Consider the following 25200-nt stretch of genomic DNA (forward strand, 5'->3'; position numbering starts at 1 on the left):
TTCGCCCGCAAGCGAGCTCCTACGGGGTTTGACGCTTGGCAAAGTCATTTCGGGAATTCGCCTAAGTCGCCTCAGTCCTGAGGTTGATCGGCTCAGGCGAGATTAGGCCGAGGTGTTGACCGTTTGATCGTGACGCAAGTCACGGCAGTTGCAGCCGACGCCGGGGCGGGTTTTCATACCCGCCCCCGATCTGACTAGCCGGATGTCCGCTGCAGTTCCTAACGATGATCGAGGCGGTCTCGGATCAGCGACCCCGGAGGGACTTAAGCAGTGCCTCTGCCTCCGAGCGTTCCGGGAATTGACGATCCCCCTTCAAGGCTGATTCCAGAACCTGCGTTGCCTCTCTGGTATCGTCGCCTTCGCGCAGAATCTGTGCCTTATGGAACAGGATGCTGCCATTGTCGGCGTCGATCTCCAGTGCCTTGTCGATGACGCGCCGGGCTTCTCGTGCATCTCCATTGCGGAGCAGAACCATTGCCAGCGTGTCCGCGATATCGGCGGATTTCGGAGCGGCCGCATAAGCCTGCCGGGCATAATCGAGCGCCTTTGAGGGGTCGCGATCCTGAATCAGCCACGCCAGATTATTCATCGCGATCACATTCTTCGGGTTTGACCCCAGTGCCCGTTCAAAGTGAACGATGGCGTCGTCCGTGCGCTTAAGGTTCATATAAAGCTGCGCGAGCTGAAACTGAATCAGGCCGTCCTCGGGGTGCTGTTCGACCCACTTCGCCATCAAGCGCTCAGCCCCGTCGGTATCCCCAGATTGCATGCGGGCGCGCGCCAGCCAAACCAGGTTGGCCGTCGAGGGCGTCTGGTCGAACAGCGCTTGATACGAGGAGAGCGCGGCGCCCCATTCGCCCTGGCTTTCGGCAAGGTTCCCTTCGAGCAGCAGAGCATCCGGATGTTCCGCACCGACGATTTTCTTCAGTTCGACGATCCTGGACTTCGCGTCTGGGACTGATTTCTTCGCGATGGCAAGTCGCGTCAACCCGCTCAACGCGGCAATCGACTTGGGGTCGATCTGCAACGCCTGCTCCAGGGCTTGCTCCGCCTTGTCCGGATGGTCAAGGCCGACCTCGGCTCGCGCGATGGCGATCGAGACCTTGGGGTCGTTCGGGGTCAGACGGGCAAGCTGCTCAAGGGTCTTCCGCGCCTCCTCGAAACGCTTGAACGCCAACTCCGACTCCGCCAGCAGTCCCAACAGACTGACATCTTGTGGAAAATCGGAACGCACCTCCGAGAGCACGCGAATGGCCTCCTCTGGATTGTCCTGCTTGAGATGATAGGCACCGAGATACAGCCGCGGTTGGAGCTGTCGCGGATTCAGTTTTACTGCCTCATCAAGATAACGCTGCGCGGCGGCCTGGTCTTCCTGGATCAGCGCCAGTCTTGCGAGACTGGCGAGGATGCCAACGTTACTCGGATTTCGCTTCAGGCTTTCCTCATAGTAAGTCTTGGCTCCGACATAATCCTTGGCCTGGATGGCGATGGACGCCAGTCCGCTGCTGGCGGCGACGTTTCCTGGCTCCAGCTCAAGCGCCTTGCGGAAGGATTGCGCCGCGTCATCGGTTTTTTGATCGCGCAGATACAGAATCCCCAACAGGGTATGCGCGCGTACCGACTCCGGTTGGCGCTTGCGCAAATCGAGCGCCGCCTGCAGTGCCCCACTCTGATCGTCGTTGCGCAGATAGCCCAGCACCAGTTGCTCGGCCGCGCCCCAGAGTTTGGAGTCCGTGTCGAAGTCCGCCCCCGCGCCTTCCGCGGTCAGCAAGTCCTGGAAAGCCTCGTTGGCCGCCGAGGAGTCGCCCTTGAGTTGGGCCACCTGTCCCTCAATCAGATACACATCCGGATGCGTGCTGCCCAGGCGGTTCTTCAGTTCCTGAAGACGGCGTTCCGCCCCGGCGAGATCCTTCTCCGCGATCGCCAGCCGAGCCAGCAGATTGATGGCGGGCACGAATGTCTCGTCAAGCACGAGCGCCTGCTCCAACTCGCGCTTTGCCTGCTCGGAATCTCCCAGACCCGCGTCGGCGAGTGCCCGTGCGACCCGGATCTTGGGATCGTCCGGAACCAGGCCGCTCAATTCCTGGAGCGTCGACTTGGCCGCGCCATATTGCTTCAGGGCAATCTGCGCATCCACCATCACGCCCAGTAGCGCCGTGTTCTTCGGAAAGTCCGCTTGCATGCCGGAGACAATCTCCAGCGACTGTGCCGGCTCGCCACGCTGTAAATGGTAGGCCGCGAGATAGAGACGGGGTTCGAGCGCCTTCGGATTGCGCGCGACGGCATCGTCCAGATAGGACTTGGCGCCAGCCTGATCATTCTGCGCCAGCGCTAGCTTGGCGAGCATGATGAGTACCTGGGCATTCTCCGGATGATGCTTGAGACTCGCGGTAAAATAGCCCTTCGCCTTCTCAAGATCCTTGTCCTGCAGCGCCATTGCCGCCAGGGCGCTGCTCGCGGCAAGATCGGTCGGGTCCAGATCCAGTGCCTTGCGAAACGCCTCGGATGCCGCAGCAGTCTCCTTGCGCTGGAGATAGACCACGCCGAGCAGCGTCTGCGCGCGCGCCGAGCCAGGTTCGCGCTTGCGATAATCGAGCGCAGCCTCCAACGCGCGGTCCAGTTCGCCGCCGCGTACGGCTCCCAGCACCAATTGTTCGGCGGCGCCCTGGAAGGTCGGATCCATCTTCAGGGCTTCCTGTAAAGCAGCCAGCCCCTCCTGCGAGTCGCCCTGACCCAGCAGGGCCGCGCCCAAGCGGGCGCTGGCGGCGGCTGAGTCAGGGAGCACCGCCTTGACCTGACGCAGATAGGTCACGCTCTCCTCGCGTTTGCCCTGAGTCATGAGCGCGCTGGCAAGCAGATCCATGGTTGCCACGTCGCCAGGCGCTTCCTGCAGGATCGCGCGCGCGAGCCGTTCGGTTTCTTGCGCCTCGCCCAATTGCAGAAGCGCCATGGCCAGCATCCGCCGCGTCGCCAGATCGTCCGGTCGCGCGCTGACCGCGCGTTCCAGATGGATCTTCGCTAGCTCAGGCTCGCCCCGCGCCATGCGGGCCGCGCCTGCAAGCGCCTGGGCGGCCGCGAAATCCGGGTTGGCGCCAAGCGCAACCGTCAGGCGATCGATCGCCTTGGCATAGTCCTTCCGGGTGTAGAGCAGAAGACCCTCGGCATAGTCGATCTGAGGATTGTTCTTGAGACGTTTGCGGAGCTGTTCGATGTCTGCCTGCGCCTCGTCGAGCCGATTGGCCTGAATGCGCACATAGGCACGGCTCAACTGGCTCTGGACGCCGATGACGGGATCCGCCATGGCCTTGGTGAAGGCCGCCTCCGCGGTTGCGGGGTCGCCCGCCGCGCGCTCGATTTCGCCGAGCAGATTCAACGCAGTGGCGTTAGTGAGATCATGTTCGAGTACCTGGTTGACCAGGGTGCGCGCCTCGTCGAGCTTGCGATTGCTGGCCTGAATGCGAGCCATGGCAAGCCGTGCGGGGGCCGATTCGCCATCCGCCTTCAGCGCCTCGGACGCCTTGGCTTCCGCCCCGGCCGGATCGCCTTGGCCGAGCAAGGATTCGGCCTGGATCGCCAGGAGTTCAGCACGCAGTCCGCTCGTCGCGGTATCCGGGATCGCTAGCTCCTGAAGACGTTGGATATTGCCCTGTCGCAGCCATGCCAGCGCCAGCCAAGGTTGAACGTCGGTTGACTCGGCCCCCAGTTTTTGCGCACGCTCCAGTTCCCGCGTGGCCGCGGCCTGATCGCCCATCCGCAGATAGGCCTGTCCCAGAAGCGCGCGCGCCCGCGGGTTCTGCGCATCCGCCTGCAGTGCATTCTTCAGTTCGATGACCGCCGTTTTCAGTTCGCCCTGTTTCAGCGCAGCCTCCCCGCGGGCCAGATCGTTTTCAGGAGCAGCCGCACCGCAGGTGCCGGTCAGAACCGTCAGAACGACGGCGATCAATCCATATCGTCTACTTGGTACACGTATCATAGTAGTAGCCTCTCCTGGTCGCATGAAGGGTGTATTCGATAATCCAAGCGTGATGGCTGGCATTGCGGACATTCAGTCAAGTCACTGACGTCAGTGCTGGGCCGGAATGATGCCGCAGCGCGATCTGGAACACAATGAAGCGGCGGTCTGGATTGTCCGGCCGGCGCGGCTGTGGCGGACCATGATTTGGCGCATCGGATCCAAGGGATCTCCCAGGGATCGCCGAGTGACACTCGGCCCATTTCAGTCATGGTGCAGATTGTGATTGAGAAGGCTCAGCACCTCGGAGGTCACGGCAATGATCGCATTCGGGCCAAAGCCCGCTTCGGTCAACTCCCGATACAGGCTTTTGGCCACGAGCTTGGCAATCCGTGCCGGCTCCGGAGCGATTGGCCGCGGGGTGGTGCCGGGCGCTTCCTGCTGACGCTCGCGCAGGATCGCCATCTGCAGGATGCGCGATTCGGCCAGTTTCTGGAGCTGAAAGGTCTGAATCGACTTCCCGATGAACATCGCAAAAATGGTAATGAGTTCGAGATCCTTGCGCGTCAGCAGGGGGCCATCGCTCGGTCCCTTGACATTGAGAACCCCGACCGGCTGGGAGGCGACCTCGATCGGCACCGAGATCAAGCTTGGATTGCCCGAATCCTTGAACCGGGCCACCGACGCGAATGGCGATGTCGCGATATCGGGCACCAGCAAGGGGGTGCGCGTCGTCAGCACATGGCCCGCGATCCCCTTGCTCATGCTGACCGTTTGACGCAGCGCCTCGGGCGGCAGCGGGCCGAAATACGCGAAGATCCGCAGATGTGCCTCCCGCTCGCCATTCAAGGGTTCGCTCAGGAGCATGATCGAACAGCGATCCGTGCGAATCAGCTCGGCGGTCATCCGGGCCAATTCGGTCAGCCCTTCCTCCAGGTTGGCGTGCTGCTCGATGAGCTGCGAGGAACTAATGAGCTGGCTAAGAAAATTGGTGTCGACGATGCTGTCCATGATTGGCGGACTGTAAGAGGGTGTAGACAAAAATAATTGAGCTGCTATTTGTATACCAGTCTACAACTGAGCTGGTGTGCGCTGATGTCGAAAGCTGGTCGTCCCCCCAAGATTCACGAGGCGGAGCAAGCGGTATTGCGTCAAATTGTCACGGATCGCCCGACCTCCACGCTGTCAGAGATTGCCCGGGAACTCGCGGCACGGACGGGAATCGAGGCTCATGAAGCAACGATTCGCAAGTCCTTGCGGGAGGCGGGCGTCACGCGCCTCCGGGGCGAGAGTGGTCTCGAGGCGCAAGCGCGCGCAACGCCGCGTCGGTATGGGTATACGGATGCGCATCGTCGCCACGACCCCGACCAAAGCTACCCAAGTTGTCTGACCGATGCGGAGTGGGACTTGGTCGCCGCTCTCTTTGAGATGCCGGGCGGGCGGGGTCAACCGCCCCGCGTGTCGCGCCGGAGCATCCTGGAGGCGTGTTGCTACGTGGTGCGCACGGGGTGCGCGTGGCGGATGCTGCCGCACGATTTCGCGCCTTGGCAGAATGTCTACAAGACGTTTCGCCGTTGGAGTGCGGCTGGGAAGTTTGAGCAGATGCATGATCGACTGCGGGGGCAATGGCGCGAACGCGAGGGGCGTGAGATCGCGCCGACGGCGGCGGTGCTGGATGCGCAATCGACCCGCGGCTCGCCGCAGGGTGGACCGAGCGGCTTTGATGCGGGCAAGCAGGTCAAGGGGCGCAAGCGCAGCCTGGTGGTCGATACCTTGGGGTTCGTGTTGGCGGTGAGCGTGGTCGCGGCCAATCTTCAGGACCGCGATGCCGCCTCGGGCGCCGTCGCTGACGCGGCCGCCAAGTACCCCCAGATCAACACGCTGTTTGTCGATAGCGCCTACGCCGGTCAATTTGCCCAAACCACCGAGCAGACCCACGCGATCCGCGTGGAAGTCGTGCGCCATCCAGCCAACAAAAGCGTTGGCTCCTGGCACGTGGACGGGGCGCCTGACCGAGTGGTGATCGCCAACGCCGACGGCTTCGTTCCGCTGCCGAAGCGCTGGGTTGTCGAGCGCACCCATGCGTGGAATGAGCGTGCCCGTCGATTGATCATGCATCATGACCGTCTGCCAGCGGTCTCCGAAACCTGGGTTTGGCTGGCGGAGGCGCGCATCCTGCTGCGGCGGTTGACCACAACGGTTTGATTTTGTCTACACCCTCTAAGAAAGCGATGGTCAAACGCATGTCGGAGAACCTGGGGCGGGATCGCTCTGGAATCAGAGTAACGGCTTTTCGCCTTGCGAGCGACGCTTGGCTTGGCGCAAATTCGACGCATGGAGCACGATCAGAATTGCCGGCAGGAGGAGCAGGTCGAAGAGCAGCGCGGCCAAGAGACCGACGCTGGTCAATAAGCCAAATTGCGCGATCGGTTGAAAATCCGAGAACATCAGGACCGCGAATTGCGCTGAGAGAATGATGGTGGTTGCGACGCACGCCTGCCCTGTTTGACGGTATGTTCTGGCCAACGACCAGATGACCGACAGCCCTTGGTGTCTCCGTCGCTGGTAGCCATCGTAAAAATGGATGGTATCGTCCACCGCGATACCGACCGCAACGCTGGCAATCAAGGCCGTGGCCATGTTCAGGTTGATGCCGACGGCACCCATCACCATGAAAATAAATAAAATAGGGGCGATGTTGGGCAGCATGCAGAGCAATCCGGCGCCAGGAGAGCGCCAGGCCAAGACGAGCAGGATGAAAATGATCATCAGCGCGCCCCAGAGGCTGCGGATTTGTCCCTGGATCAGCAAGGTTTCCTGGTCGGAAAAAAGCCTGCCCTCGCCGCCAATCTCCCAATGTAGATCCGGCTCCGCAAGATCCTGTAAATGCGCTCGGATCCGCGCGATGACCTGTCCGATTTCCCGTGCGCCGTGCACGTTTAGATTTAGCAACATGACCGTGCGTTGGAACTCATGATTGACAAAATCGTATAGATCCCGTCCGTCATAGACGAAAAGATATTGGCTGATCAGCGCCGCATCCTCTGGCAAAGAGCGGAAGCGGGGTTCCTGTCCGTGGAAGGCCCAATGCATTTCCTCGATAAAATCGACCAGCGAAAAGGCCTGGTCGACTTCGGGCAGGGTCAACACCCAATCCTGGACGGCCTGGATAACGGCCAGTTTATCGGGCTCCTTGAGCGAATCGCGCGACGGGCCATCGAACACGATTTGCAAAGGCGTCACCCCCGATAATTGCTGATCGATGCGTGCCGTTGACTGCGTGATCGGGTGATCCTGAGCGAAAAATTTCAATAAATTGGTCTCGGTCTTCACCTGCCAGATGAAGGGGATGCCCGCCCCCAGCAGCAGAGCGAAAGCCGCCAGGGTCCAGACGGGGCGTCGAATCCCCCAAGCGGAAAGGAAGCCCGTCAGCCAGCGCATCCACCGCAATCCGCCACGGTCGGTTGGCCATGCCTTGCCAGGCCAGTGAGCCAGGATGGGCGGCAGGAGGCCAATCACGACGAAGTAAATCAGGATGGCGCCAGCGGCGCCGGTCAAACCCAGCGAGCGAATGGGGGGGATCGGGCTGAGGCTCAGCGAGGCAAGACCCGCGGCGGTGGTCAGTGCGGTGAACAGGGCGGGTTTACGAATCTCGCGTACCGCCCAGTGGACTTGTTCGGAGCCGCGCACCCCCAAGCGGGCCGCCAGCGCCATTGAATTATAAAGATGCAGCAGCAGCGCGATCGTCAGTGCGGAAATCAGAGGTGGCGTCATGCTCGACACTAGATTGTAGGGTTGACCGCTCAGAACATAACCGGCAAGCGTCGCGGAAACCGTTGCGCTGACCGCCAGCAGACCGAACAGCGCGGCGCGCAGGTGGCGCACCATCCACCACAGCAGAACCAGACCCACCAGGCTGGTGAGCGGCACGAAGATCAGGTTGTCGCGTAGCATCGAACGCAATTCCGCGGCATCCAGTGGCACCATGCCGGCCAGCGCGGTCAAATGTCCGGCAAGACCGACCTCGGTCACGGCGGCGCGGAAGAATTCTTCCAGTTCCATCCGCTTGAGACTTTCGCCCAGAGGCACGGGCCGCACGATCAGACTCAGGCCCTGACCGTCCGCCGAAGCCAGCGCGCCTGGCGCAAAGCGGTCGGCTAGAACCCGTTCGCGTCGTTGTTCGAGAGTGAGTGTCTGAAGCTCCTTCAGATCCAGCAGACGTTCGACGCTGAATCCATCCGCGGTGGCGCTGATGTGATCGGCGCGCGTGACGCCGAGTACCCGCTCCATCAGCGGCCATTGCTCCAGCCGCTCCGCCAGACGGTCCAGCGCGAGCAGGACGCGGTCCGAATAGATGTCCGTGCCTTCGAACAGTGCGACGAGGATCTGATCGTTGGGGAATTCCTGGCGCAATGCGCGATCCAGAATCACCGAGGGTGCATCGGCGGGCAGATAGACCTGGGGGGCATTGTTGATTGTGAGTTTCAACAGTAGCAGATTGGACGCCACGAGCATACAGGCGAGCAGGAACACCGCCGCATAGGCATGCCAACGAGGTTGACGGAAAATGGACATGGCCCGCGACTCCTGAATTGCTCAACGAAATTGCGCCCGCCAGCCTAGCGTGATTAACCCATTGTCTTGATAAAAGCCGCCGGCCGTGCCGTCTTCGCCGCTGAAGGCGTGCAGCGCCAGATAAAACTCATGCGGATCCCAGCCGAGAAAACTCAGGGAAGGATTGAGATAGAGCGTGGACTGATTCAAACCGGTCCAGAAGCGCAGATTGGCGCGCCAGCGGGCGTGCGCGAAACTGGACTCGATTTCGCCGGTCAGCGCATAGGTGCGCTGCCAGTCCACTACCTCGCCCGCGTCCAGCAGATGATGACCCAGGAGTTGCAGCGTCACCCGAGTATCGCCGTCGCCGGGGAAAAATTCGCCGCCCACCCCCCAGTCGAAACCCTGGCGGGTGAGATAACGCAGATCGGTGGTCGTGGCCGGCAGATCGCTCAGATACGCGGCCTCGAAGCGCCAGGTGGCGCCAGCCGCGGCGAATCCGAGATCGCCGCCGAACAGCCAGCCTTGCGGATACTGGGCGGCAAAGGTGGGCGGCGCGACCGCCGCGATGGCGCTTTGGGGATCCATGCCGCTCAAGATACGCTCGCGGACCGCCGGGTCGAGTCGGAAATAGGGCGTGGACTGCCGGGTATGCTGGACGGTCAGCGCGTAATCCAGACGTCGGCCGGAGCGGCTCAGGCGCAGTCCGATCTGTCCATCCTGCTCGTCGGCGCTCTCGTCGAAGCTTCCGTTCTTGACCAATGCGGCGAGCAGTGGGTCGGAAGGGATGCCGAGCACCCGACCCCGCTGGCGGTCGATCGGATACCAGAGACTGTCGGCGTCGGGGAGTTCCGCAGGGCGGAAGCGGGGAATCCAGACCAAATCTGCCCGATCGTCATCGTCCAGAAAACCTTCGATGCGCAGCGCCGTGACCGCCCGGCGGCGGTCTTCCAGATCATCGAGGATAAAGCGATCAAGATCGACCACGCTCATGCGGTCGGTCGGAGCCTGCTCGTCGAGCCGGCCCCAAAGAATGATCTGAGGGCCGAGCGTGACGCGCACATGTTTGCTGCGATAACGCAGAAAACTTTCCGCGTAATCGAGTTCGAGCGAACGGAGCGACGCGGTTCCGGCTTGCCGCGCGCCATCGAGCCGACCGGCGAGGCGCAACTCCCAGCGATCGCCAGCGCGCCATTCCAGGCCGGTGCTTGCATGAAGGTAGTGGCTGCCGGTCACGGCGGCATCGGTATCGGGAAGCCCGAGTTCGAGGCGAAATTGGGAAGGGGCAAGCCCCCATCCGACGCCGTCGCGGGGTGGATCGACCGTCCGCCGCGCGCCGGCAATCGGGGTTCCTGGCGCATCCCCACCTTCGATCACGAGCGGCTCTAACGCGCCGACGGGCGTCCAGGGGCCGGTTCCCGCCCCCAGAACCGCGAGCATGAGCCCGTTGACGAGGTGCCCGCTCCGCCAGTTCATGGACGGAAGCGCTTGTCCTGAGCAGGATCGGTCAGCGTTTGCACGGAAAATAGACTGGCGGGAAGACCCTGATCGTACTTCACCGCCTCGGCTTCGATCCGGGTTTCGTGACCGCTGGACAGATCGGTCATAGTGCTGTCGAGAACGGTCCAGTAGCCCTGAATCCGTTTGATCCGACTGACGGTAAAGCGTTTGGCGGGAACGGTCTTGCCACCCGCGAAAAACTCGATTCTGAGCGGGAGGAAGGTCTCGGGATGAATACAACTGAGACGCTTGCTGTAGACCGAGTTATCGGGGTCGCTGGGAATGCTCTCCAGCACCTGGCAACTGGTCCCCTGAAAACTGTCCGTGCCGATCAGGCGATGACGGTCGCGCTCGACCGGGCGATCGCGCAGATCCTCGAAATACAGATCGGAGCCGACAAACCGGCCGCCCTTGCGGGAGCCGGAGATACGCCGTTCCTTCTTGATCGCGGGCAGATAGAGCCACTGCGCGGATTCCGCGGCGGGTGTGTCGAGGGTGAGCAGGCCGGTGCCCGCGACATCGGCGGGCTCCTGAAACCGCGCCAGCGAGCGAACATTGCCGCCACCCAGATCCTGACGGTAGCTGTAAAACAGCCGGTTGCGGGGGGCGTGTCCCCGCTCGGTCAGGGTCATGCGCAGACGCAGACTCAGATCGCGACCATCGGGGCGGGCGTAAACTTGGCGGGCCAGCGCGGTGCCGGCGTCAAGCGACTCATCGGCGTGGGAGATGGCCGCAACGAGACTTAGGACAAAGGCGACACCGAGCCATCGGGCCATTGCGCGAACGAGCATGGAAGGCGTCCTCTCGGTTCGGGGTTACACAAAAAAGCGCCCTCGGTTTCCCGAGGGCGCTCAAGATGTTTGCATGGACTAAGCTTGCCGATCAAGGTTGCTGGCGGCGACGACTGGCAGCCCGTTTCATACCGCCAAAACCGAACAGACCGGCCCCCAGCAGTGCCAGCGAACCAGGCTCGGGGACATAAAAACCGATATCCGTATTTAACGCGGTCGAGCGGCAGGCTGTTCCTGCTGCGCAGGGGGGAGCATTATTAACCAATGCGACCGGATAATTACCGTTCCCGCCAACCATGGGAATCAAATTCGGCGTGAGATTGGTATTGAGATCCCAGTTGATCGCTGCATCAGCCAGATTGTTGACTTGCGCATGCTTCCAGATATCGTAAAAGGACGTCAGGCCATTCTTTGGAACCTGGAAGTTAAAAAGATCCTCGATAAACGAATCGACAGGTAGAAGTTCATACCACGTGTAATCGACATAACCGAGCAGATCCAGGTTAGCAATCTCGGCCCCTCCATTTGTCAGCTTCATTTCAAGAACTTGCTGATTATTTCTTGAATTCAGAGGAGACGCAGCACTGGGTGCATCGATGAAGATTTTAAGAATGCCGTCTGTAAAGGTCGGGATTAAGCCCTCATTGGCCAGAAATTCCTGCCCTAAAGTCACGGTCGTCATGTCGATTGGACTGGAAACAGAAGCAGTAGAATAGCCATTGATTTGATAATCGAATCGGAAAAACCAATTCGCCCCGTAGCCCTCAAGGCTGTCCGAGCTTTGTTGTAACTGCGAGCCGCCGACATCCAGGTTTCCCATCCAGGGCAATCGCATCAACGCATTAGCGCATACTGTTAGACAATCCGTACTGCGGCCCCAATGATTTGAGTCTTTAGAATCTTGGGGAGATCTCGCCGATGTGCGACTTGAGTGTGGAGCGATCGATTGCGCACCATTTTGCCCCGCTGGACGAGCCGCGCAGCGCGATCCAACGACGGCACCTCTTAAGTGAGATGATCGTGATCACCATCGCGGCGTCCTTCAGTGGCGCCGACGGTTGGGTGGGTGTCGAGACGTTCGGACAGGCCAAGGAGGCGTGGCTGCGCACGTTTCTGAAACTGCCCGCGGGCATTCCGTCGCACGACACCTTCGGGCGGGTGTTTGCGCTCATCGATCCCGCACAGTTTGCCGCCTGCTTTCGCCAATGGAGCGCGTCGGTGGCCGAACTGATCCCCGAAGAGATCATTGCCGTCGATGGCAAGACCCTGCGCCGCTCCCACAGCCGCGGCAAGGGCTTGGCGGCGTTGCACCTGGTCAGTGCCTGGGCGACGGCCAATCGGGTGGTGCTCGGACAGGTCGCCACCGACGCCAAATCCAATGAGATCACGGCCATTCCACGTCTGCTGGAGTGGCTGAAGCTGGAGGGCTGCATCGTCACCATCGACGCCATGGGCTGCCAGACCAAGATTGCCGCGCAGATCATCCACCAGGGAGGGGACTATGTGCTCGCGCTCAAAGGCAACCAGGAAACGCTGGCCGCCGAGGTCGAGGAGGCGTTCATCGACGCCGACGCCAGAGGCTACGCCGGTGTCGATTCGGCATTCCTCGAAACCGTCGAGCGAGGGCATGGTCGTCTCGAAACCCGTCGCTACCAAACCTTGGGCGATCTTTCCGGCGTGCCGCACAGCGCCTCGTGGGAGGCAATGAACATGATCGGCATGGTTGAATCGCGCCGTGAGGTCGCCGGCAAGGTCTCGGTCGAGACCCGCTATTTCATTGGCAGCATCGGCACCAGCGCCGCGCGCTTTGCCCACGCAGTACGCGGTCACTGGGGCATCGAAAACGGGTTGCATTGGAATCTCGATATCGCCTTTCGTGAGGATGAGTGCCGTGTCCGCGATCCGGTGGCGCGCGAGAATCTTGCCGTCCTGCGTCACCTCGCCCTCTCGCGCCTCAAGAATGACGGCACCAAGCTCGGCATCCAGAACAAACGCTTGAAAGCCGGTTGGGACGAGTCCTACCTGTCGAAATTGCTCTTCGAGTCGCCTCAGAGGAAGGGCGACGCTGATACATCGGTACCCGCTAATGTTAGCAGCGCTTGATGCGATTGCCCTGGTTTCCCATCCTGACCGAGCCTGTATCTGTAAAATCCAGGATTTCGCCGTTGTTAATGATGTTGTCGATACCGCCAGCGCGTTCGGTATAGACCGAGGTCGCGGTAAAATTCAGATTAAGCCGCCTGAATGAATCGGTGATGTTGTTGGGGTCGCCGAAAAAAACAGCCGGCAAAAGTAGGTTTAATGGACCATCGATATCTTGCCCAACATCGAGGTAAATCAGCTCCCCTGCTTGGGCGGTGCTAAAGACGACCGGGCCCGCCAACAGAGACACGGCAAGCGCATACTTGATTTTCGTGTTCATGATCGTTGTCTATATCGCCTGTGGTTGTTAGTGGTTAGGGATCATTTTCTCTTCAAATAGAAAGCAAATAACACGCCATTATCTTATCTTTTTGTTTTTTAAGAGATTTTTTTTTCAGGCGAATCCGTTAGGAAGTTAAGTGTAAAAATTTCCGACACTACGACGGGGCGAATCGGCGTGGAGTCGGGTTTGCTCATCCCTGAAAGCCGCGATAATTGTCCATGTTCGTCTCCTTGGCTCAAATCAATGCGGCGGATCGTTCTTGCGCTAGTCGCTGACGCACCGCGCGATAGGCAATCCACCTTTTGATGGTCTGTAGGGGGCCGCGGTTTCCCCAGCGCAGTCTGCCGCGGATGTAGCGGCCGCGATAGGCATCGAAGATCTGGTACCAGGGCGCTGCATGGACCGGCGAGCGGCCGAGCAGGATCTTCAACGCCTCGATTCCGACAATCCCGGCGCAGAGCTGGCAGGCCATCCCCGTCGAGGGTCCAGATCGACCGGCCAGATTGAGCCGACCCGGTTCGACCAGATATCCGCGATGGAGTGCGGTCGGAGTCAAACCGAGTAAAAAATTGACATACTGTCGCTCGACAGGCTGGCCGTCCAGGCGGAAATATTGCTCGAAACTCATCCCGCCCGGCAGAAAAATCAGATAGGGCGCACCCATGCCGATCGGTCCGGCGGTAATTGCCGGAATGCCAAGCGCATGACAGCGACCGAACGCCAGAGAGCGGATGTCCGGCGCGAAAAAATCCAGCCCATCGACAAATAAATCCACGTCTCGAAGAAAATCATCAAGGTTATCGGTATTTAAGCCTGTCGGAAACATCCGCAGATCGAGTTCCGGGTTGATCTCAAGCGCCTGACGAAAAAGAACTTCTACCTTTTGCTGGCCAAGCGTCGCAGTGGTCGCTCCGACCTGTCGGTTAAAATTAGCGAGTTCGAAGGTATCCAAATCGGCGATGTAAAATTTTCCGACACCTAGCCGTGTCAGGGTCAGGAGATGTGCTCCGCCAACGCCGCCCATACCGGCAATGGCCACCCGTTTGCCGCGCAGAATCTGCTGCTCGGCGTCGGTAATCCAACCGATGTTACGGCTGAACGCTTCGGTGTAGTTGAAGTTGGCCGTCATGAATGTGCTCCGTAACCGGCTTTGATTGAAATCTAAGTCATCATAAAATAAGATAATTATCTGTTTTTACCGGAAGCGAGGCGAGACCCTGGCCGAAACGGCTGTAGCAGCCCGGGTTGGTGCGGAAAAAGCCTATAATGGCAACTGTAAAATTTTCCGACACTTCCGATGTTGGAGAGTGCGCCGGTTTGTTCCCAAGGTTCGACTAAGCGAACGACAGCCCCTGTCGATCAGCACGTTCCTGCAACGCCGTATGAATGAATTGGTACATTTTCAGCATGACGGGATCCCATGCCGCCATGCACTCATCGACCGTCACATGATATGCCGCGCGCTTCCCGTGATACTCCAGGATCTCTCCGACCTGCACGAAGGGAAAACCCAGACTGCGTAGGCGACGCGCGAGCCGCGGCTCCATCATCACGAACATGTGTGGGCGCCGTGTCAGGGCCAGCAGCGCGGTGGCGCCCGCGAACAGGGCCAGGCTGATGAGCGGAAAGGTGCGCTGCTCCTGCTCGCTCATTGCGGTCGGATTTAAAACGCCGATCGGGGAATCCGTCTCGCCCAACCGCCGGCGAAAGGAGGTATGAACGGCCAGTCGGGAGATTTCGGCCAAGCCCTCTCGTGGCAACAGTCGAGGATGGCGTTCGGGGTGATTCAGGGTGTGACCGCAGTGGCGTTCCATCGGTAGCAGAAAATCCGGTTGGTCGAGTGGCGGCGAAATCATCCGGACACAGCCCGCCGGAGCCGACGTGGTCTTCTGGACGGCGAGGATTTGCAGTGCGTCGTCGTCATATTCGTCCCGCTCCATGCCACCAGGGCAATCCTCTTCCTGTTCGTAGTGAAACTCCCGACAGTAGACGTCATACCGAACGCGGTTGACCTGCTCCAGCAGGTCTGGGGTGTTGGCAAAGAGGATGTCGAAGTAGCGATCAAAATGGTTGTCCAATGCCGGGTTCCTCATGGTGCGGACGGCCGTGCGATTCCTTCCGCTATTTTGCCCTTTGCCATTTCTCGCGAGGGCAAGACGATTTCCGATCCTACATGAATGTTTTAAGCTTCCCGATGCTAATTGAAGCTGAATTTGGCGGGTGCCGCGGTCATGGGTGGATCTTCGATGATCAGGCGATGGCAATCGTCGCAGCTAGACCTTCGGCGTTCTTGCCAAATGGGATTGATGGGAATCTGCGACTCGCCGAACGCCCATCGGTAGTAGTTTTTCGCATCCGCCATGATCGGGACGATATGGTCTCCGATTTCCGGGTTCCAGATTTGGTCCGCGACGGAGACAAATCCCATTCGATGGTACATGGATGCCGATTTATGGCTGACGGTTGCGATGATCCGTGTAACGTCCCATGAAAAGAAGACGCCTGCCGCAACCCGGTAGATCGCGAGGATGACATCCCGACGTTGCCGCCAGCCTTTGCGGACCGCCAGCATCCCTCCAGAAGCGATGATCGGTGGTGTAGTGTGATGGATCGATGTATGCGCAAGGGAACGGAGATGAAATCGGAAATCGAAGTAACGTTCTGGCGGGAGTCCTAACCTTGTTTCGCAATTCAGCCGGATGCCTCCCACGGGAGTGTTTCTGTCATAGGCAAGGATGTGAGCCACTTTCGGGATTACGTCGAACCGATCGACAATTCGTTGGTCAGGCCAGTTCTTCCCCTCATAGAGGCCTTCCTCCGTCACGTAGACGTGATGTCTGAGCCAGAGCGCGTCGTCGATTTCTTGTGGGCTGCAGGCCACTTTTAATTGGATTGCCATGAGAGTTGGTTGAATTTTTAAGTTATTGAAAAATTAGCGTTAGTCTCGTAGATTTTGGAGTTCGACTCGTTTTTAAGCCCGGCTTTCGCCAACTCAAGCGACCCCCTTGTCCAGGACATTTTTCTCCTGTTTAATCCATCTGTTTGCATGATAACCGACATCGCTATCTTCATCGTGGTTTCACGTTGACTACTTTATAGCAGGTCTGGGAACGAAATCCATGCAGCAAACAGGAGGATGGATGGTCCTAAATTGTTGTGTATATTGGGCCTGATGCTCATTCGCGGGAAAATGGCCAGCCGCAGTTTCGCCAGCCGTGACGGCCACCCGATGCAAACGTTGGTCAACATGCGGAGCAAATATTTACTATCGTAACTCAATCTTGCAATGGCTTCATTGCATCTTCAGCACTGTAAAAAAGCCCGACACCTGGCGGTGATCCGCAGGGCGAGTAAAACGCACTTGGAAAAGAAAATCCGCGCAGAGTTGCGCCATGATTGTCGTTCGACGCTTGAATTTAGAGGATTCGATTCCCCCGAACGCCTCGATTTTCGCTTAGGGGCGTGCACCAAGAGGCTAAGTCCGATAGCCTGTTGAAAGCCTACTCAATTCGCGTATCACATCGATCCTCTTGTCAACCGCGACGCGCGTGGATCCGGAGAAAAAGCGATATGTCACGCCTCGATTCCCCCTTTCGCAATCTGTTGGGGTCGCTTATCCCCGTCTTCCTGCTGGTGATCGTGGATGTTCAGGTTCAGCCGGCGAGCGCCTCCGCGCTCGTCAACTGCCATGACGAGGCGCGCGGGATGGTCTCGCGGATTCGCGCGGACAATTGCCAGGGCCGCCAGGTTACCGATGCGGAGGCGGCGGCGATCCGGGATCGTCGCCGCTCCTATGTCAAGGAGTCGTTTGACGCGAACCTGAATCCGACCGTCCCCGGCAAGCGATTGGCGAGCATCGGTGCGGGGTTTTTTGTCGATACCGAGGGTGCCCTGCTGACCAATGCCCACGTCGTCAAGGATTGCGGGGCTTTGGTCGTGTCGCGTCCTGGGGGTGAGATGCGGCCCGCCCGCTTGATCGCCGCCGAACCGGGGATCGATCTGGCGCTGATTAAAACGGATTTTCGCCCGCAACGGGGCGCGGTTTTTGCGCCGCCGGATGCGCTGCTCCCAACGCGGGTCTCGATCATTGGTTATCCGAATCAGGGGTTGGCCCCCCTCCGTCCACTCCTGACGGCTGGGGGGATCTCGGCGCCCAATCTCCAGACCGCCGCTTCCCGTCCGATCTCGATTCACGCGAATGTTCGGCCAGGAAACAGCGGCGGACCGGCGCTCGATGGGGCGGGGCGTGTCGTTGGCGTCGTATTCGCCGCGGTCGATACGCCCGCGGTCTATAAAAACACGGGACGCGTGGTACGGGATGTTGGCGTGGCCATCCCGAACCGTCTGTCCCTGAGCTTTCTGGAACGTAGCGGGGTCTCCCCAACGACGACTGGCGTCACGGCAAAGCGTGATAATCTTCTCAAGGAGGCAAACCAGTTCGTCGCCCGTGTCGAATGCTGGCGCTGAGACCGCGCGACTTGTCGGATCAGGTCCGTGAGCTTAAGTGAAGCCGTTTGTGGTGAGTCCTGAGTCCGTCGAAGGGTCGAACCACGAACAGCTTCACTTAATGGCAGTGGAGCGACGATGGACGCATGCGTCAAACCTCTGGAGTGCTCACGCGATGTTGCATGCAACCACGCCAACGGTTGACAATCGAATGACAAACTTGTCTGACAAGGACCGCCATCGGATACAGGTGCACGCTCTTCCCGTGTCGCGAACACCAACGCTTTCGAGTTTGCTGCTGGCGCAGCGAAAACCCTTTCTCGTCATCGACGCGGAAGGCCGGATTCGCGATGTCAATGGGGCGCTCGAAGAGGCTTTCGGGCTCGATCAGGTGCGCCTGGCTGGCTGCTCCTGTTGCCGGCTGGATGCCGTGGCCATGGAGGACTGTCGGCATCGGCGGTTTTTCCGCGATTTGGAACCCTATGTCGAGACCCACGCACTGATGACCGCCGGGGGCGACATCCGCTTTGCCCAGATCCAGGGATTCCCGGTGATCGACGAAGACGCTCAAGTCTATTTGGGCGAAGCGTTGCATTTCCCAAAAAGTCACTCGGACACGCCCGGGATGGTCGGAAATTCCGCTGCCTTGCGTGGCCTGAAACAGGAATTGACTCAGGCCGCCGCGACCGATGTCTCGGTCTTTCTGGGTGGCGAAACCGGCTCGGGTAAGGAACTGGCGGCCGAGTTCATCCATCGCCATTCGCGGCGCGCGCAAGGGCCGTTCGTCGTCGTCGACTGCACGGTTTTGAGCGAGGATCTGTTCGAGAGCGAACTCTTCGGCCATGTCAAAGGGGCCTTTACGGGGGCCATCGGTCACAAGGTTGGGCTGTTTGAATTGGCCGACGCGGGCACGCTGTTTTTCGACGAGATTGGCGAACTTCCGCTGTCGCAACAACCCAAACTGCTACGCGCGCTCGAAACCGGTGTCTTCAGACCCGTGGGCGCGACCAAAACCCGCCGCGCGGATGTGCGCGTCGTGAGCGCCACGCACCAGGATGTGCAGGCCATGATGCAGCGCGGCGAGTTTCGGCAGGATTTGTACTATCGGCTGGCGGTGCTCCCGATCGCGATCCCGCCCCTGCGAGCACGTCGGGAAGACATTCCCGCGCTGGTGGATCATTTATTGCTGAATATCGGAGCCAATAACAACCGAGGCTATCGGGTGGAGCAGGATGCCATGCGAAAATTATTGCTCTACGAGTTTCCTGGAAACGTCCGGGAGATGCGTAACCTGCTGCATCTTGCCGCGGCACTCTCCCCAAACGGCGTCATCACGCAGGATTTGATCCGCTTGTCCGACACCGGCAATGAGCCGTCGCCAGCGCGGAAACCGGCTCAAGAGATCCGCCATCCGGGGCTGGAGCAACTCTCCCCGATCGAAGCCGCCGAGGCTGGATACATCATGGATCTTCTACAGCGGCATCGCGGCAGTCGGACGGAAGTCGCGGCCAGCATGTCGATCAGCGAGCGGACGTTATATCGGAAGCTCAAGCGATACCGACTCAACCTACCGTATGAGCGGAATGGCAGTGACCACTGATCTCGCGACGCTCGACGTCAAGGTCGGGCTGATGCGCTGGAATCTGGAGACGGCCTCCGGGCTGGCGGCCGACCAGCGTCCGCCGGGCGATATCCGCAACCTGATTCGCTCCAGCGACGATCTTCCCCCATTGCCGGAAATCAGCCGCCGGCTGCTCCGGCTGCGGAACGATCCCAATGCCGGCGCGCCGATGTTGGCTGAAATCGTCGAACTTGACCCCTTGCTGACGACCCAGATTCTGCGCTGGGCAAACTCGGCCTATTATGGCCTGCGCGAACCGGTCTCCTCCGTGCGCGATGCCATCGTGCGGACACTGGGCTATGATCTGGCGCTCAATCTGGCCTTGGCGCTTGCCGCGTTGAGTCCGCTGCAGACCCCGAACGAGGGGCCGATCGCGCGTGACGCGGTCTGGCGTCATGGCGTCAAATGCGGTGAGTTGATGCAGGCGCTCGCCAAAAAACTCCCTGCCGAGATGCGTTCGCCGCCCGGTCTGATCCACCTGGTTGGCATCACGCAAAACATCGGCTATCTCCTGCTCGGTCATCTTCTGCCCGAACAATTTCGGTTCGTGAGTCGTCTGATCCGGGCAAATCCAACCCTGGCGCTCCCCGAGATCGACCGTTTGGCGCTTGGCGTCGATCACACGCAACTCGGTCTCTGGCTGTTCGAGGCGTGGGAGATGCCGCCAGCATTGCGCGCCGTCGTTCGCCAGCATCACAACCCATCCTATCGAGGCGAGCATGAGAACCTGGTCTGCCTCACCTGTCTTGCCGACAGTCTGCTGGCCGACTCGCCCTGGAGGCTTGGCGCAAAGCCGAGCGCAATGGACAATCAATGGTTGCTGGATCGTCTTGGGATCGGCCCCGATGCGTGTGGAGAGGCGCTCGGCAGCGTGCTGACGGATAAGGATGCGGTGGTTTAGAAACGGCCTAATTGCAAGTTCCCGATGTTGCCCGACAGAGTGATTTCCGGGAAAGATATGACCGATTTTCCGCTCATACCAAACCCTGAGCGGACCCGAAGGATGGGCGGCAAATCCTCGGACTCCGCGCTTGAAGCCGTTCGTAGTTCGAGTACCTCACCACGAACGGCTTAATATAGCCAGCGAACGTGATAACCGGACGTAGGGGCGGGTTTGAAACCCGCCTCTACGTCAAAGCATGCCTGCATATCCGGTGCGAAGGCTATACATATGCTTAGGATTTCCCGTTCGTCCTGAGTTTATCGAAGGACGAACGGGAAATCCTTGGGCGCGGAGCGAGTGGTATGCGCTTTTCCAAAAATCCCCTAAACGGCACCCTTTCCGAATAACACGACCTCCACGGTTTCGACCAGAATCAGAAGATCCAGAAAGGTACTCTGGTTCTTAATGTAATACAGGTCATATTCAAGCTTCCGTAGGGCATCCTCTTCGGTATTGCCGTAGGGGTAGCTAAGTTGAGCCCAGCCAGTCAAGCCAGGCTTCAGGCGATGACGCGCGGCGTAATATTCATACTTTCTCGCGAAGTCGGCGACGAATTCCGGGCGTTCCGGCCGCGGTCCTACAAAACTCATCTCGCCTTTCAGGACATTGAAGATCTGCGGCAACTCGTCAATGCGCGCCTTGCGGATAAAGCGGCCGACACGGGTGATGCGTGAATCGTTTGTCGTGGCCCAACGGGCCTTGCCGTCGGCTTCCGCATCGACTCGCATGCTCCGAAATTTCACCACCTCGAAGGGGACGCCGTTCTCGCCGATCCGCATTTGACGATACAGAACCGAGTGACGAAAACCGCTCTCGACGAAAATGGCCAGCGCCGTCAGCAGCATGACAGGCCAAAGCAATGCGATAAAAATCAGGGAGATCAGGACATCGAAGAGGCGCTTGATCAGCGTCGTCATCACGCCATGCTGGAAGCCATCCGAGTGAACCAGCCAGCTAGGTTTTAGCAACTCCAGCTTGATCACACCTAATTCACGTTCAAAAAAATCTTGCTGTTCAAGGATTTGAATCCCGCTCATGCGACATTCGAGCAGTTCTTCGATCGGCAGTTTGCCGCGGCGGTCATGGATCGCAAGAACGATTTCATCGGCCTGCGTTTCGACCGCGATCTGCATCAGTGGCTTGTCGTGCGGAATGACCTTCATTCCATTGTTGATCGATTGCTCCGGCGTCGTTGGAATGTATCCGACGATATCCAGTCTCTTCTGATTCGCGATCATCAGCTTGTCGGCAAGTGGCGAGTCGCCGAACACGAGAATTCGGCGTTTGAATATACCTGGATTGGTATAGTAAAAAAGTAATCGTAACGAGACGACGAACACCAATGAAAGTCCGACCGTCAGCGAGAGAATGCTTCTCCAGAGTCCTAATGGCGGGAAAAAGTACGAGGCGGCGGCCAGGATTAAAGAACCCAGCATTAAGGACATGAGAATCCGGATCAGCGAGCCCGTCATCCCTTCACGGAGGTTGGCCTCATAGAGGCCCATGGCACCCATGGTCATCACGAACACGAGCGCGACAAACAGCGAGTACGTCAGCAGGCCGGTCGGCTCGGAATCGACATCGGTGCCAATGAACCACCAGCGAAGATGAACGCTGAGATAGAAAGACGTCGCGAAAATGATGCTTTCTATTCCCGCGATGACAATGAGCGATAACCGCATGTAATGACGGAAGATACGAATAGAATGCATACGCTGGACTCTTGATTGGGATCAATCCGTAACAAGACGACGGAGCGAATGACAGCGATTACCTCATCGCAATCCTTCGGTAGAAGCTTTCCCCTTACGGGGGATCATGCGCATGGAATGAAGAGTAACCTCTTCCGTGCGGTGTCGCCCGGCTAGGCCGGGCGCGGATTGAAACATGTCGACCAAAACGACGGTTGACGATAAAAAAACCCCAGACTGTTTCCGGAGAACCGCATCCCGGAAATTCGCTTTACATCCCCCGTGCCTCAAGTTTTGCCAGGCAACCTGCGGCGATCATTGCAATGCCCGCGGTAAAGAGGGTCATTGCCTCATAGCTAAAAACGTAATAAGAACCGACCAGTTTAAACATGCCGGCGACAAGACAGAGCGCGACCCCTGACCAACCGACGAGAGAACCAAATGCAGCTAGGATGTTTTTCATCTCGGATCCTTTACGAATGTCGTCATTTCAGTGCGCAGAACCGATGGCCGACCGCCACCTGTCTGACCCATTTTACAGCAAGATAAAAATGGTTTTATCAAGTCGTCGCTCAAGACGCGCGACAGGGCGCCAGGAAAGCGACCGCCGCGCAAGGCATCCTATGGGGATGCATGCACAGTTTTAGGCTCCTTCATCGTTGTGGCAGGTTTTGTGGAATGACCGCGATACCCTTGCGCACGCCCCATGCCCGCAGCCACGCTTTATAGCCAAGGTGGCGCGCCAGCAGAAACGGTGGCATGCGTAGCCAGTGTGCCCGTGCATACAGCAGCCAGCGCGCGATCGCCGCGCGCCGTCTTGGATGATCGGGATGCTCGGGGAGGATGGCCAAGGGTACCAGCCAATCCATCAGAACCCGAACCGGCAGCGGGGGCGCCCCTTGCGCCGCCGCGTCCAGCACGGAACCAGGAATCTCGGTATCCAGTAAACGGCGCGCAAAACGTAGACCATAATACAGCGGGCGCCCAAGACCCAACTGATTTGCTCGTGGCACCAGCCCATCCCAAAACCCGGTTTCAGCGCCGAAATGATTCAACAGGTCGGCCACATCGATGAGGTCGCGCAGCCGCAGCCCTTCCTGCGGGTCGCCTTCGAGAAAGAGGTGGACCAGCGCGTGAAGGACCATGTCGTTTGGCGCCAGTACCCGGATCCTTGAGCCGGGGAGCGTGCGTGCCTGCTCGAACAGCCGGACCGGGTCAGGTTGGAGTCGGCTGGTGCGTGGGAGAATTCGGTGGTGAATGTCGATCTCGATCTCGCGCTCGCGGTGACGCAGTGGCGGAATCTCATGCATCCAGACCCGATAGTAGTTGTCGTCGTAAGGGTCGATACGCATTCTGGTCCAGCCCCGCGCGAGCAATCGCTGCTCGACGGCCTCGATGTCGGTGTGCGGTACCAGCAAGTCAACATCGGCAAAAAAACGGCCCCGCGCCGGGGGAAGTTGGGCCAGACTGTATGCCATCCCCTTGAGCGCGACGATGGGGGCATCCAGGCCGTCCAGTGCCCAGAGGATGCGATTCACCTCCCAGTTCAGCAGGGTCTGACGATGTTGCACCAGATTTCTGGCGGAGCGTAGATGATTGGCGACCCTGGGAGGGATGGTATCCAGCAAACCCAATTGCGCCAGGTCCGCCTCCAGGCGTGCAAGGAGTCGCGTGCGGCGCGCCACTCTCACGAGCAGATCCCAGTTCCGTGCCGGCAAGGCGGTCAATGTCTCGGGCGCTCGCAACGCCGTGAGCAGGAGCGAACTGGTCCGCTTCGTCGCATCAGACATTGGATGCCCGCGTCAACTCATCCAGCGCAGCAATCGCCTCGGGGAGATCCGAGTAGATCAGGGAATAGCAATCGCAGTCGTCCACCATCCGCGCCACCAGTTCAAACGCTGTCTGACCGAGCACTTCATAATTGAAGGCGTTGGTCGCGACCATCAAAAATGCTTCGCTCTTCAGCATGGGCTCCAGCCGCAGCGGTGCGTCTGCGACCCAACGCGGAAAGACGAACCAACCAGGCCGCGCGGTTTCGTCCATCCGCTCGACACTCTCGGTCGGGGGGCGGACATGGGCGATCGTCCCTTTGCGTGTCCCATAAAAGGATGGGCCAATGTGCGCGGCGGGCGCGAAGGATCGAATCACCTCAATGGACTGGTTCTTGAGCGGAATCAGACGCGGCAGCGGGAGCAGGGCGCCGTCCTCGGGTCTGACCAATCCAAATTCATCGCTCAACAGGCGCCAGCCGGAATGGATCAGCGCGGTACAGAGCGTTGACTTGCCGTGACCTGGCCACGCGGGAAGAATGATCGCCCGGCCGTTGCGTTCCACGACGGCGGAATGCAGCATCAGCAAATGATGACTGCGTCTCGCGATGCACCAGTTGATCCCCCATTCCAGCATGGGTAAGTGATGATTTGCATGAAGAGGCTGGAAAGGCGTGCGCCCATCGACCGAGCATTGAACCTGCGGGCGCCACCAGCGGCGACGCCAATCGCCCCGAATCAGTCTAATGTGAAAATCGACAATCGCCGCGTCCGGAACGAGTTTATAGTCGCGCCACATCTCGTACATGAGCGGAACCAACAAAGCGACATCGGTGTTTAAGTGGATGACGAAGGGGCCGATTTGGAGGTCAAGACCAGTCGATGCGCCGATTTCCCGATGAAACCTGTCGTAACCGAGATCCGCGATGTTCATGGGCCGGATGTAGGGATAACGGAGACGACAAGACCAAGTTCGTCGAAACGACGGAGGATGGCGATGATCTGGGATCGAAGTTCTTCTCGTGCTGGGAGACCATCCAATCTTAGTTCGTAAGCATAAGGTAGAAGGTCGTCAAGGCCAGCAGGAGATTCTAGCAATCGATCAATCAGTCGCGCCCCCATTGAGTTCAGGAAGTGGGTTTCGCCCGAGGTTGCGTGATAGATGATGCGCTCTCCGTCCCAGTCTGATTTAAGCAATGAAGAGGGTAAAATATGCCATTTCCTAGTCTCGGGGTTCATCATATTGCAGAGTGTATACGTACTCGAATTGGCATCCGTTTAAGATTTTGAATCAGATCAAAACCAAGTGATGCCAAATGAACGAAAGTCGTTTAGTTCAAATCGCCAAATATTTATTCATCGCAATATTTATCCTCCAAATTACTAGATGATTCGGATGAGGCGGTTACGATGGTACCCGCGCACGTATACGTAGGAGGACTTGTAGCGGGGGTGACCTCTGTAAATGTACCCCCAATACATACGTAATCATCTAAATATGGAGGTTG

Annotated in this window: 20 protein-coding genes; 5 read left to right on the top strand and 15 right to left on the bottom strand. The window is 59.1% G+C overall.

Annotated features, from left to right (window positions below; translation table 11 throughout):
- Positions 1–244 precede the first annotated feature (244 nt).
- The gene (gene prsT, locus THIVI_RS20605) at positions 245–3943 is read right to left on the bottom strand and encodes an XrtA/PEP-CTERM system TPR-repeat protein PrsT (RefSeq protein ID WP_041447120.1); all 3699 of its coding nucleotides are present in this window, start codon (positions 3941–3943) and stop codon (positions 245–247) included.
- Between the two features lie 273 nt (positions 3944–4216).
- Entirely contained in the window at positions 4217–4963 is a 747-nt protein-coding gene (locus THIVI_RS20610) for a GAF domain-containing protein (protein ID WP_014780460.1), read from the bottom strand.
- 84 nt (positions 4964–5047) lie between these two features.
- Between THIVI_RS20610 and THIVI_RS20615 the strand changes: the two genes are divergently transcribed.
- On the top strand, positions 5048–6157 hold the full coding sequence (locus tag THIVI_RS20615) for an IS5 family transposase (RefSeq protein WP_041447215.1): 1110 nt from the start codon (positions 5048–5050) through the stop codon (positions 6155–6157).
- A gap of 72 nt (positions 6158–6229) precedes the next feature.
- On the opposite strand, the gene THIVI_RS20620 is transcribed toward THIVI_RS20615, so the two are convergent.
- The 4 genes from THIVI_RS20620 to THIVI_RS24115 all read right to left on the bottom strand — a co-directional run bounded on the left by THIVI_RS20620 (position 6230) and on the right by THIVI_RS24115 (position 11617).
- The gene (locus THIVI_RS20620; RefSeq protein WP_014780461.1) at positions 6230–8527 is read right to left on the bottom strand and encodes an efflux RND transporter permease subunit; all 2298 of its coding nucleotides are present in this window, start codon (positions 8525–8527) and stop codon (positions 6230–6232) included.
- A gap of 21 nt (positions 8528–8548) precedes the next feature.
- The gene (locus tag THIVI_RS20625; protein ID WP_014780462.1) at positions 8549–9982 is read right to left on the bottom strand and encodes a DUF1302 family protein; all 1434 of its coding nucleotides are present in this window, start codon (positions 9980–9982) and stop codon (positions 8549–8551) included.
- The gene (locus THIVI_RS20630; protein WP_014780463.1) at positions 9979–10797 is read right to left on the bottom strand and encodes an outer membrane lipoprotein-sorting protein; all 819 of its coding nucleotides are present in this window, start codon (positions 10795–10797) and stop codon (positions 9979–9981) included. Before THIVI_RS20630 ends, THIVI_RS20625 begins: the two co-directional genes overlap by 4 nt.
- Positions 10798–10888: 91 nt before the next feature.
- A complete protein-coding gene (locus THIVI_RS24115; RefSeq protein WP_157174521.1) occupies positions 10889–11617 on the bottom strand; it encodes a PEP-CTERM sorting domain-containing protein in 729 nt (242 codons plus the stop codon).
- A gap of 98 nt (positions 11618–11715) precedes the next feature.
- On the opposite strand from THIVI_RS24115, the gene THIVI_RS20640 reads away from it, so the two are divergent.
- Positions 11716–12900, top strand: coding sequence for an ISAs1 family transposase (locus THIVI_RS20640; RefSeq protein WP_014776993.1), 1185 nt, complete (start codon positions 11716–11718; stop codon positions 12898–12900).
- Here THIVI_RS20640 and THIVI_RS20645 read toward each other — a convergent pair.
- From THIVI_RS20645 to THIVI_RS24935, 4 genes are all read right to left on the bottom strand, one after another.
- A complete protein-coding gene (locus THIVI_RS20645) occupies positions 12887–13219 on the bottom strand; it encodes a hypothetical protein (protein ID WP_014780465.1) in 333 nt (110 codons plus the stop codon). The genes THIVI_RS20640 and THIVI_RS20645 overlap by 14 nt on opposite strands.
- Positions 13220–13457: 238 nt before the next feature.
- Positions 13458–14351, bottom strand: coding sequence for a ThiF family adenylyltransferase (locus THIVI_RS20650; RefSeq protein ID WP_014780466.1), 894 nt, complete (start codon positions 14349–14351; stop codon positions 13458–13460).
- Between the two features lie 205 nt (positions 14352–14556).
- Positions 14557–15300 (bottom strand): PEP-CTERM/exosortase system-associated acyltransferase, encoded by a 744-nt coding sequence (locus THIVI_RS20655; protein WP_014780467.1) that lies wholly within the window; start codon positions 15298–15300, stop codon positions 14557–14559.
- A gap of 119 nt (positions 15301–15419) precedes the next feature.
- Positions 15420–16121, bottom strand: coding sequence for an N-acyl amino acid synthase FeeM domain-containing protein (locus tag THIVI_RS24935; RefSeq protein WP_014780468.1), 702 nt, complete (start codon positions 16119–16121; stop codon positions 15420–15422).
- Between the two features lie 671 nt (positions 16122–16792).
- Between THIVI_RS24935 and THIVI_RS20665 the strand changes: the two genes are divergently transcribed.
- The 3 genes from THIVI_RS20665 (at position 16793) to THIVI_RS20675 (ending at position 20190) form a co-directional block, all read left to right on the top strand.
- Positions 16793–17689, top strand: coding sequence for a S1 family peptidase (locus THIVI_RS20665; RefSeq protein WP_014780469.1), 897 nt, complete (start codon positions 16793–16795; stop codon positions 17687–17689).
- 244 nt (positions 17690–17933) lie between these two features.
- Positions 17934–19268 (top strand): sigma-54 interaction domain-containing protein, encoded by a 1335-nt coding sequence (locus THIVI_RS20670; protein WP_041447124.1) that lies wholly within the window; start codon positions 17934–17936, stop codon positions 19266–19268.
- Positions 19252–20190 carry an HDOD domain-containing protein gene (locus THIVI_RS20675; protein WP_014780471.1) on the top strand — a complete coding sequence of 313 codons (939 nt, stop codon included), beginning with the start codon at positions 19252–19254 and terminating at the stop codon, positions 20188–20190. Before THIVI_RS20670 ends, THIVI_RS20675 begins: the two co-directional genes overlap by 17 nt.
- A gap of 365 nt (positions 20191–20555) precedes the next feature.
- Here the strand turns inward: THIVI_RS20675 and THIVI_RS20680 are convergent, their stop codons facing one another.
- The 5 genes from THIVI_RS20680 to THIVI_RS26375 form a co-directional block, all read right to left on the bottom strand.
- Positions 20556–21944, bottom strand: a complete 1389-nt coding sequence (locus THIVI_RS20680; protein ID WP_014780472.1) for a TIGR03013 family XrtA/PEP-CTERM system glycosyltransferase — start codon at positions 21942–21944, stop codon at positions 20556–20558.
- Between the two features lie 250 nt (positions 21945–22194).
- The gene (locus tag THIVI_RS20685; protein ID WP_014780473.1) at positions 22195–22386 is read right to left on the bottom strand and encodes a hypothetical protein; all 192 of its coding nucleotides are present in this window, start codon (positions 22384–22386) and stop codon (positions 22195–22197) included.
- A gap of 190 nt (positions 22387–22576) precedes the next feature.
- On the bottom strand, positions 22577–23713 hold the full coding sequence (locus THIVI_RS20690) for a nucleotidyltransferase domain-containing protein (protein ID WP_014780474.1): 1137 nt from the start codon (positions 23711–23713) through the stop codon (positions 22577–22579).
- Entirely contained in the window at positions 23706–24626 is a 921-nt protein-coding gene (locus THIVI_RS20695) for an HprK-related kinase A (RefSeq protein WP_014780475.1), read from the bottom strand. The genes THIVI_RS20690 and THIVI_RS20695 overlap by 8 nt, the downstream gene beginning before the upstream one ends.
- The gene (locus THIVI_RS26375) at positions 24623–24934 is read right to left on the bottom strand and encodes an HPr-rel-A system PqqD family peptide chaperone (RefSeq protein WP_083845797.1); all 312 of its coding nucleotides are present in this window, start codon (positions 24932–24934) and stop codon (positions 24623–24625) included. The genes THIVI_RS20695 and THIVI_RS26375 overlap by 4 nt, the downstream gene beginning before the upstream one ends.
- Between the last annotated feature and the right edge of the window lie 266 nt (positions 24935–25200).

Origin of the sequence: Thiocystis violascens DSM 198 (assembly GCF_000227745.2) — a bacterium.
Lineage (GTDB): Bacteria > Pseudomonadota > Gammaproteobacteria > Chromatiales > Chromatiaceae > Chromatium > Chromatium violascens.

What these genes read in the sequence shown, in the direction of transcription:
- THIVI_RS20610 (WP_014780460.1), bottom strand. Translation starts at nt 4,963, where the DNA reads ATGGACAGCATCGTCGACACCAATTTTCTTAGCCAGCTCATTAGTTCC.
- THIVI_RS20615 (WP_041447215.1), top strand. Translation starts at nt 5,048, where the DNA reads ATGTCGAAAGCTGGTCGTCCCCCCAAGATTCACGAGGCGGAGCAAGCG.
- THIVI_RS20620 (WP_014780461.1), bottom strand. Translation starts at nt 8,527, where the DNA reads ATGTCCATTTTCCGTCAACCTCGTTGGCATGCCTATGCGGCGGTGTTC.
- THIVI_RS20625 (WP_014780462.1), bottom strand. Translation starts at nt 9,982, where the DNA reads ATGAACTGGCGGAGCGGGCACCTCGTCAACGGGCTCATGCTCGCGGTT.
- THIVI_RS20630 (WP_014780463.1), bottom strand. Translation starts at nt 10,797, where the DNA reads ATGCTCGTTCGCGCAATGGCCCGATGGCTCGGTGTCGCCTTTGTCCTA.
- THIVI_RS24115 (WP_157174521.1), bottom strand. Translation starts at nt 11,617, where the DNA reads ATGGGAAACCTGGATGTCGGCGGCTCGCAGTTACAACAAAGCTCGGAC.
- THIVI_RS20640 (WP_014776993.1), top strand. Translation starts at nt 11,716, where the DNA reads ATGTGCGACTTGAGTGTGGAGCGATCGATTGCGCACCATTTTGCCCCG.
- THIVI_RS20645 (WP_014780465.1), bottom strand. Translation starts at nt 13,219, where the DNA reads ATGAACACGAAAATCAAGTATGCGCTTGCCGTGTCTCTGTTGGCGGGC.
- THIVI_RS20650 (WP_014780466.1), bottom strand. Translation starts at nt 14,351, where the DNA reads ATGACGGCCAACTTCAACTACACCGAAGCGTTCAGCCGTAACATCGGT.
- THIVI_RS24935 (WP_014780468.1), bottom strand. Translation starts at nt 16,121, where the DNA reads ATGGCAATCCAATTAAAAGTGGCCTGCAGCCCACAAGAAATCGACGAC.
- THIVI_RS20665 (WP_014780469.1), top strand. Translation starts at nt 16,793, where the DNA reads ATGTCACGCCTCGATTCCCCCTTTCGCAATCTGTTGGGGTCGCTTATC.
- THIVI_RS20675 (WP_014780471.1), top strand. Translation starts at nt 19,252, where the DNA reads ATGGCAGTGACCACTGATCTCGCGACGCTCGACGTCAAGGTCGGGCTG.
- THIVI_RS20680 (WP_014780472.1), bottom strand. Translation starts at nt 21,944, where the DNA reads ATGCATTCTATTCGTATCTTCCGTCATTACATGCGGTTATCGCTCATT.
- THIVI_RS20685 (WP_014780473.1), bottom strand. Translation starts at nt 22,386, where the DNA reads ATGAAAAACATCCTAGCTGCATTTGGTTCTCTCGTCGGTTGGTCAGGG.
- THIVI_RS20690 (WP_014780474.1), bottom strand. Translation starts at nt 23,713, where the DNA reads ATGTCTGATGCGACGAAGCGGACCAGTTCGCTCCTGCTCACGGCGTTG.
- THIVI_RS20695 (WP_014780475.1), bottom strand. Translation starts at nt 24,626, where the DNA reads ATGAACATCGCGGATCTCGGTTACGACAGGTTTCATCGGGAAATCGGC.
- THIVI_RS26375 (WP_083845797.1), bottom strand. Translation starts at nt 24,934, where the DNA reads ATGATGAACCCCGAGACTAGGAAATGGCATATTTTACCCTCTTCATTG.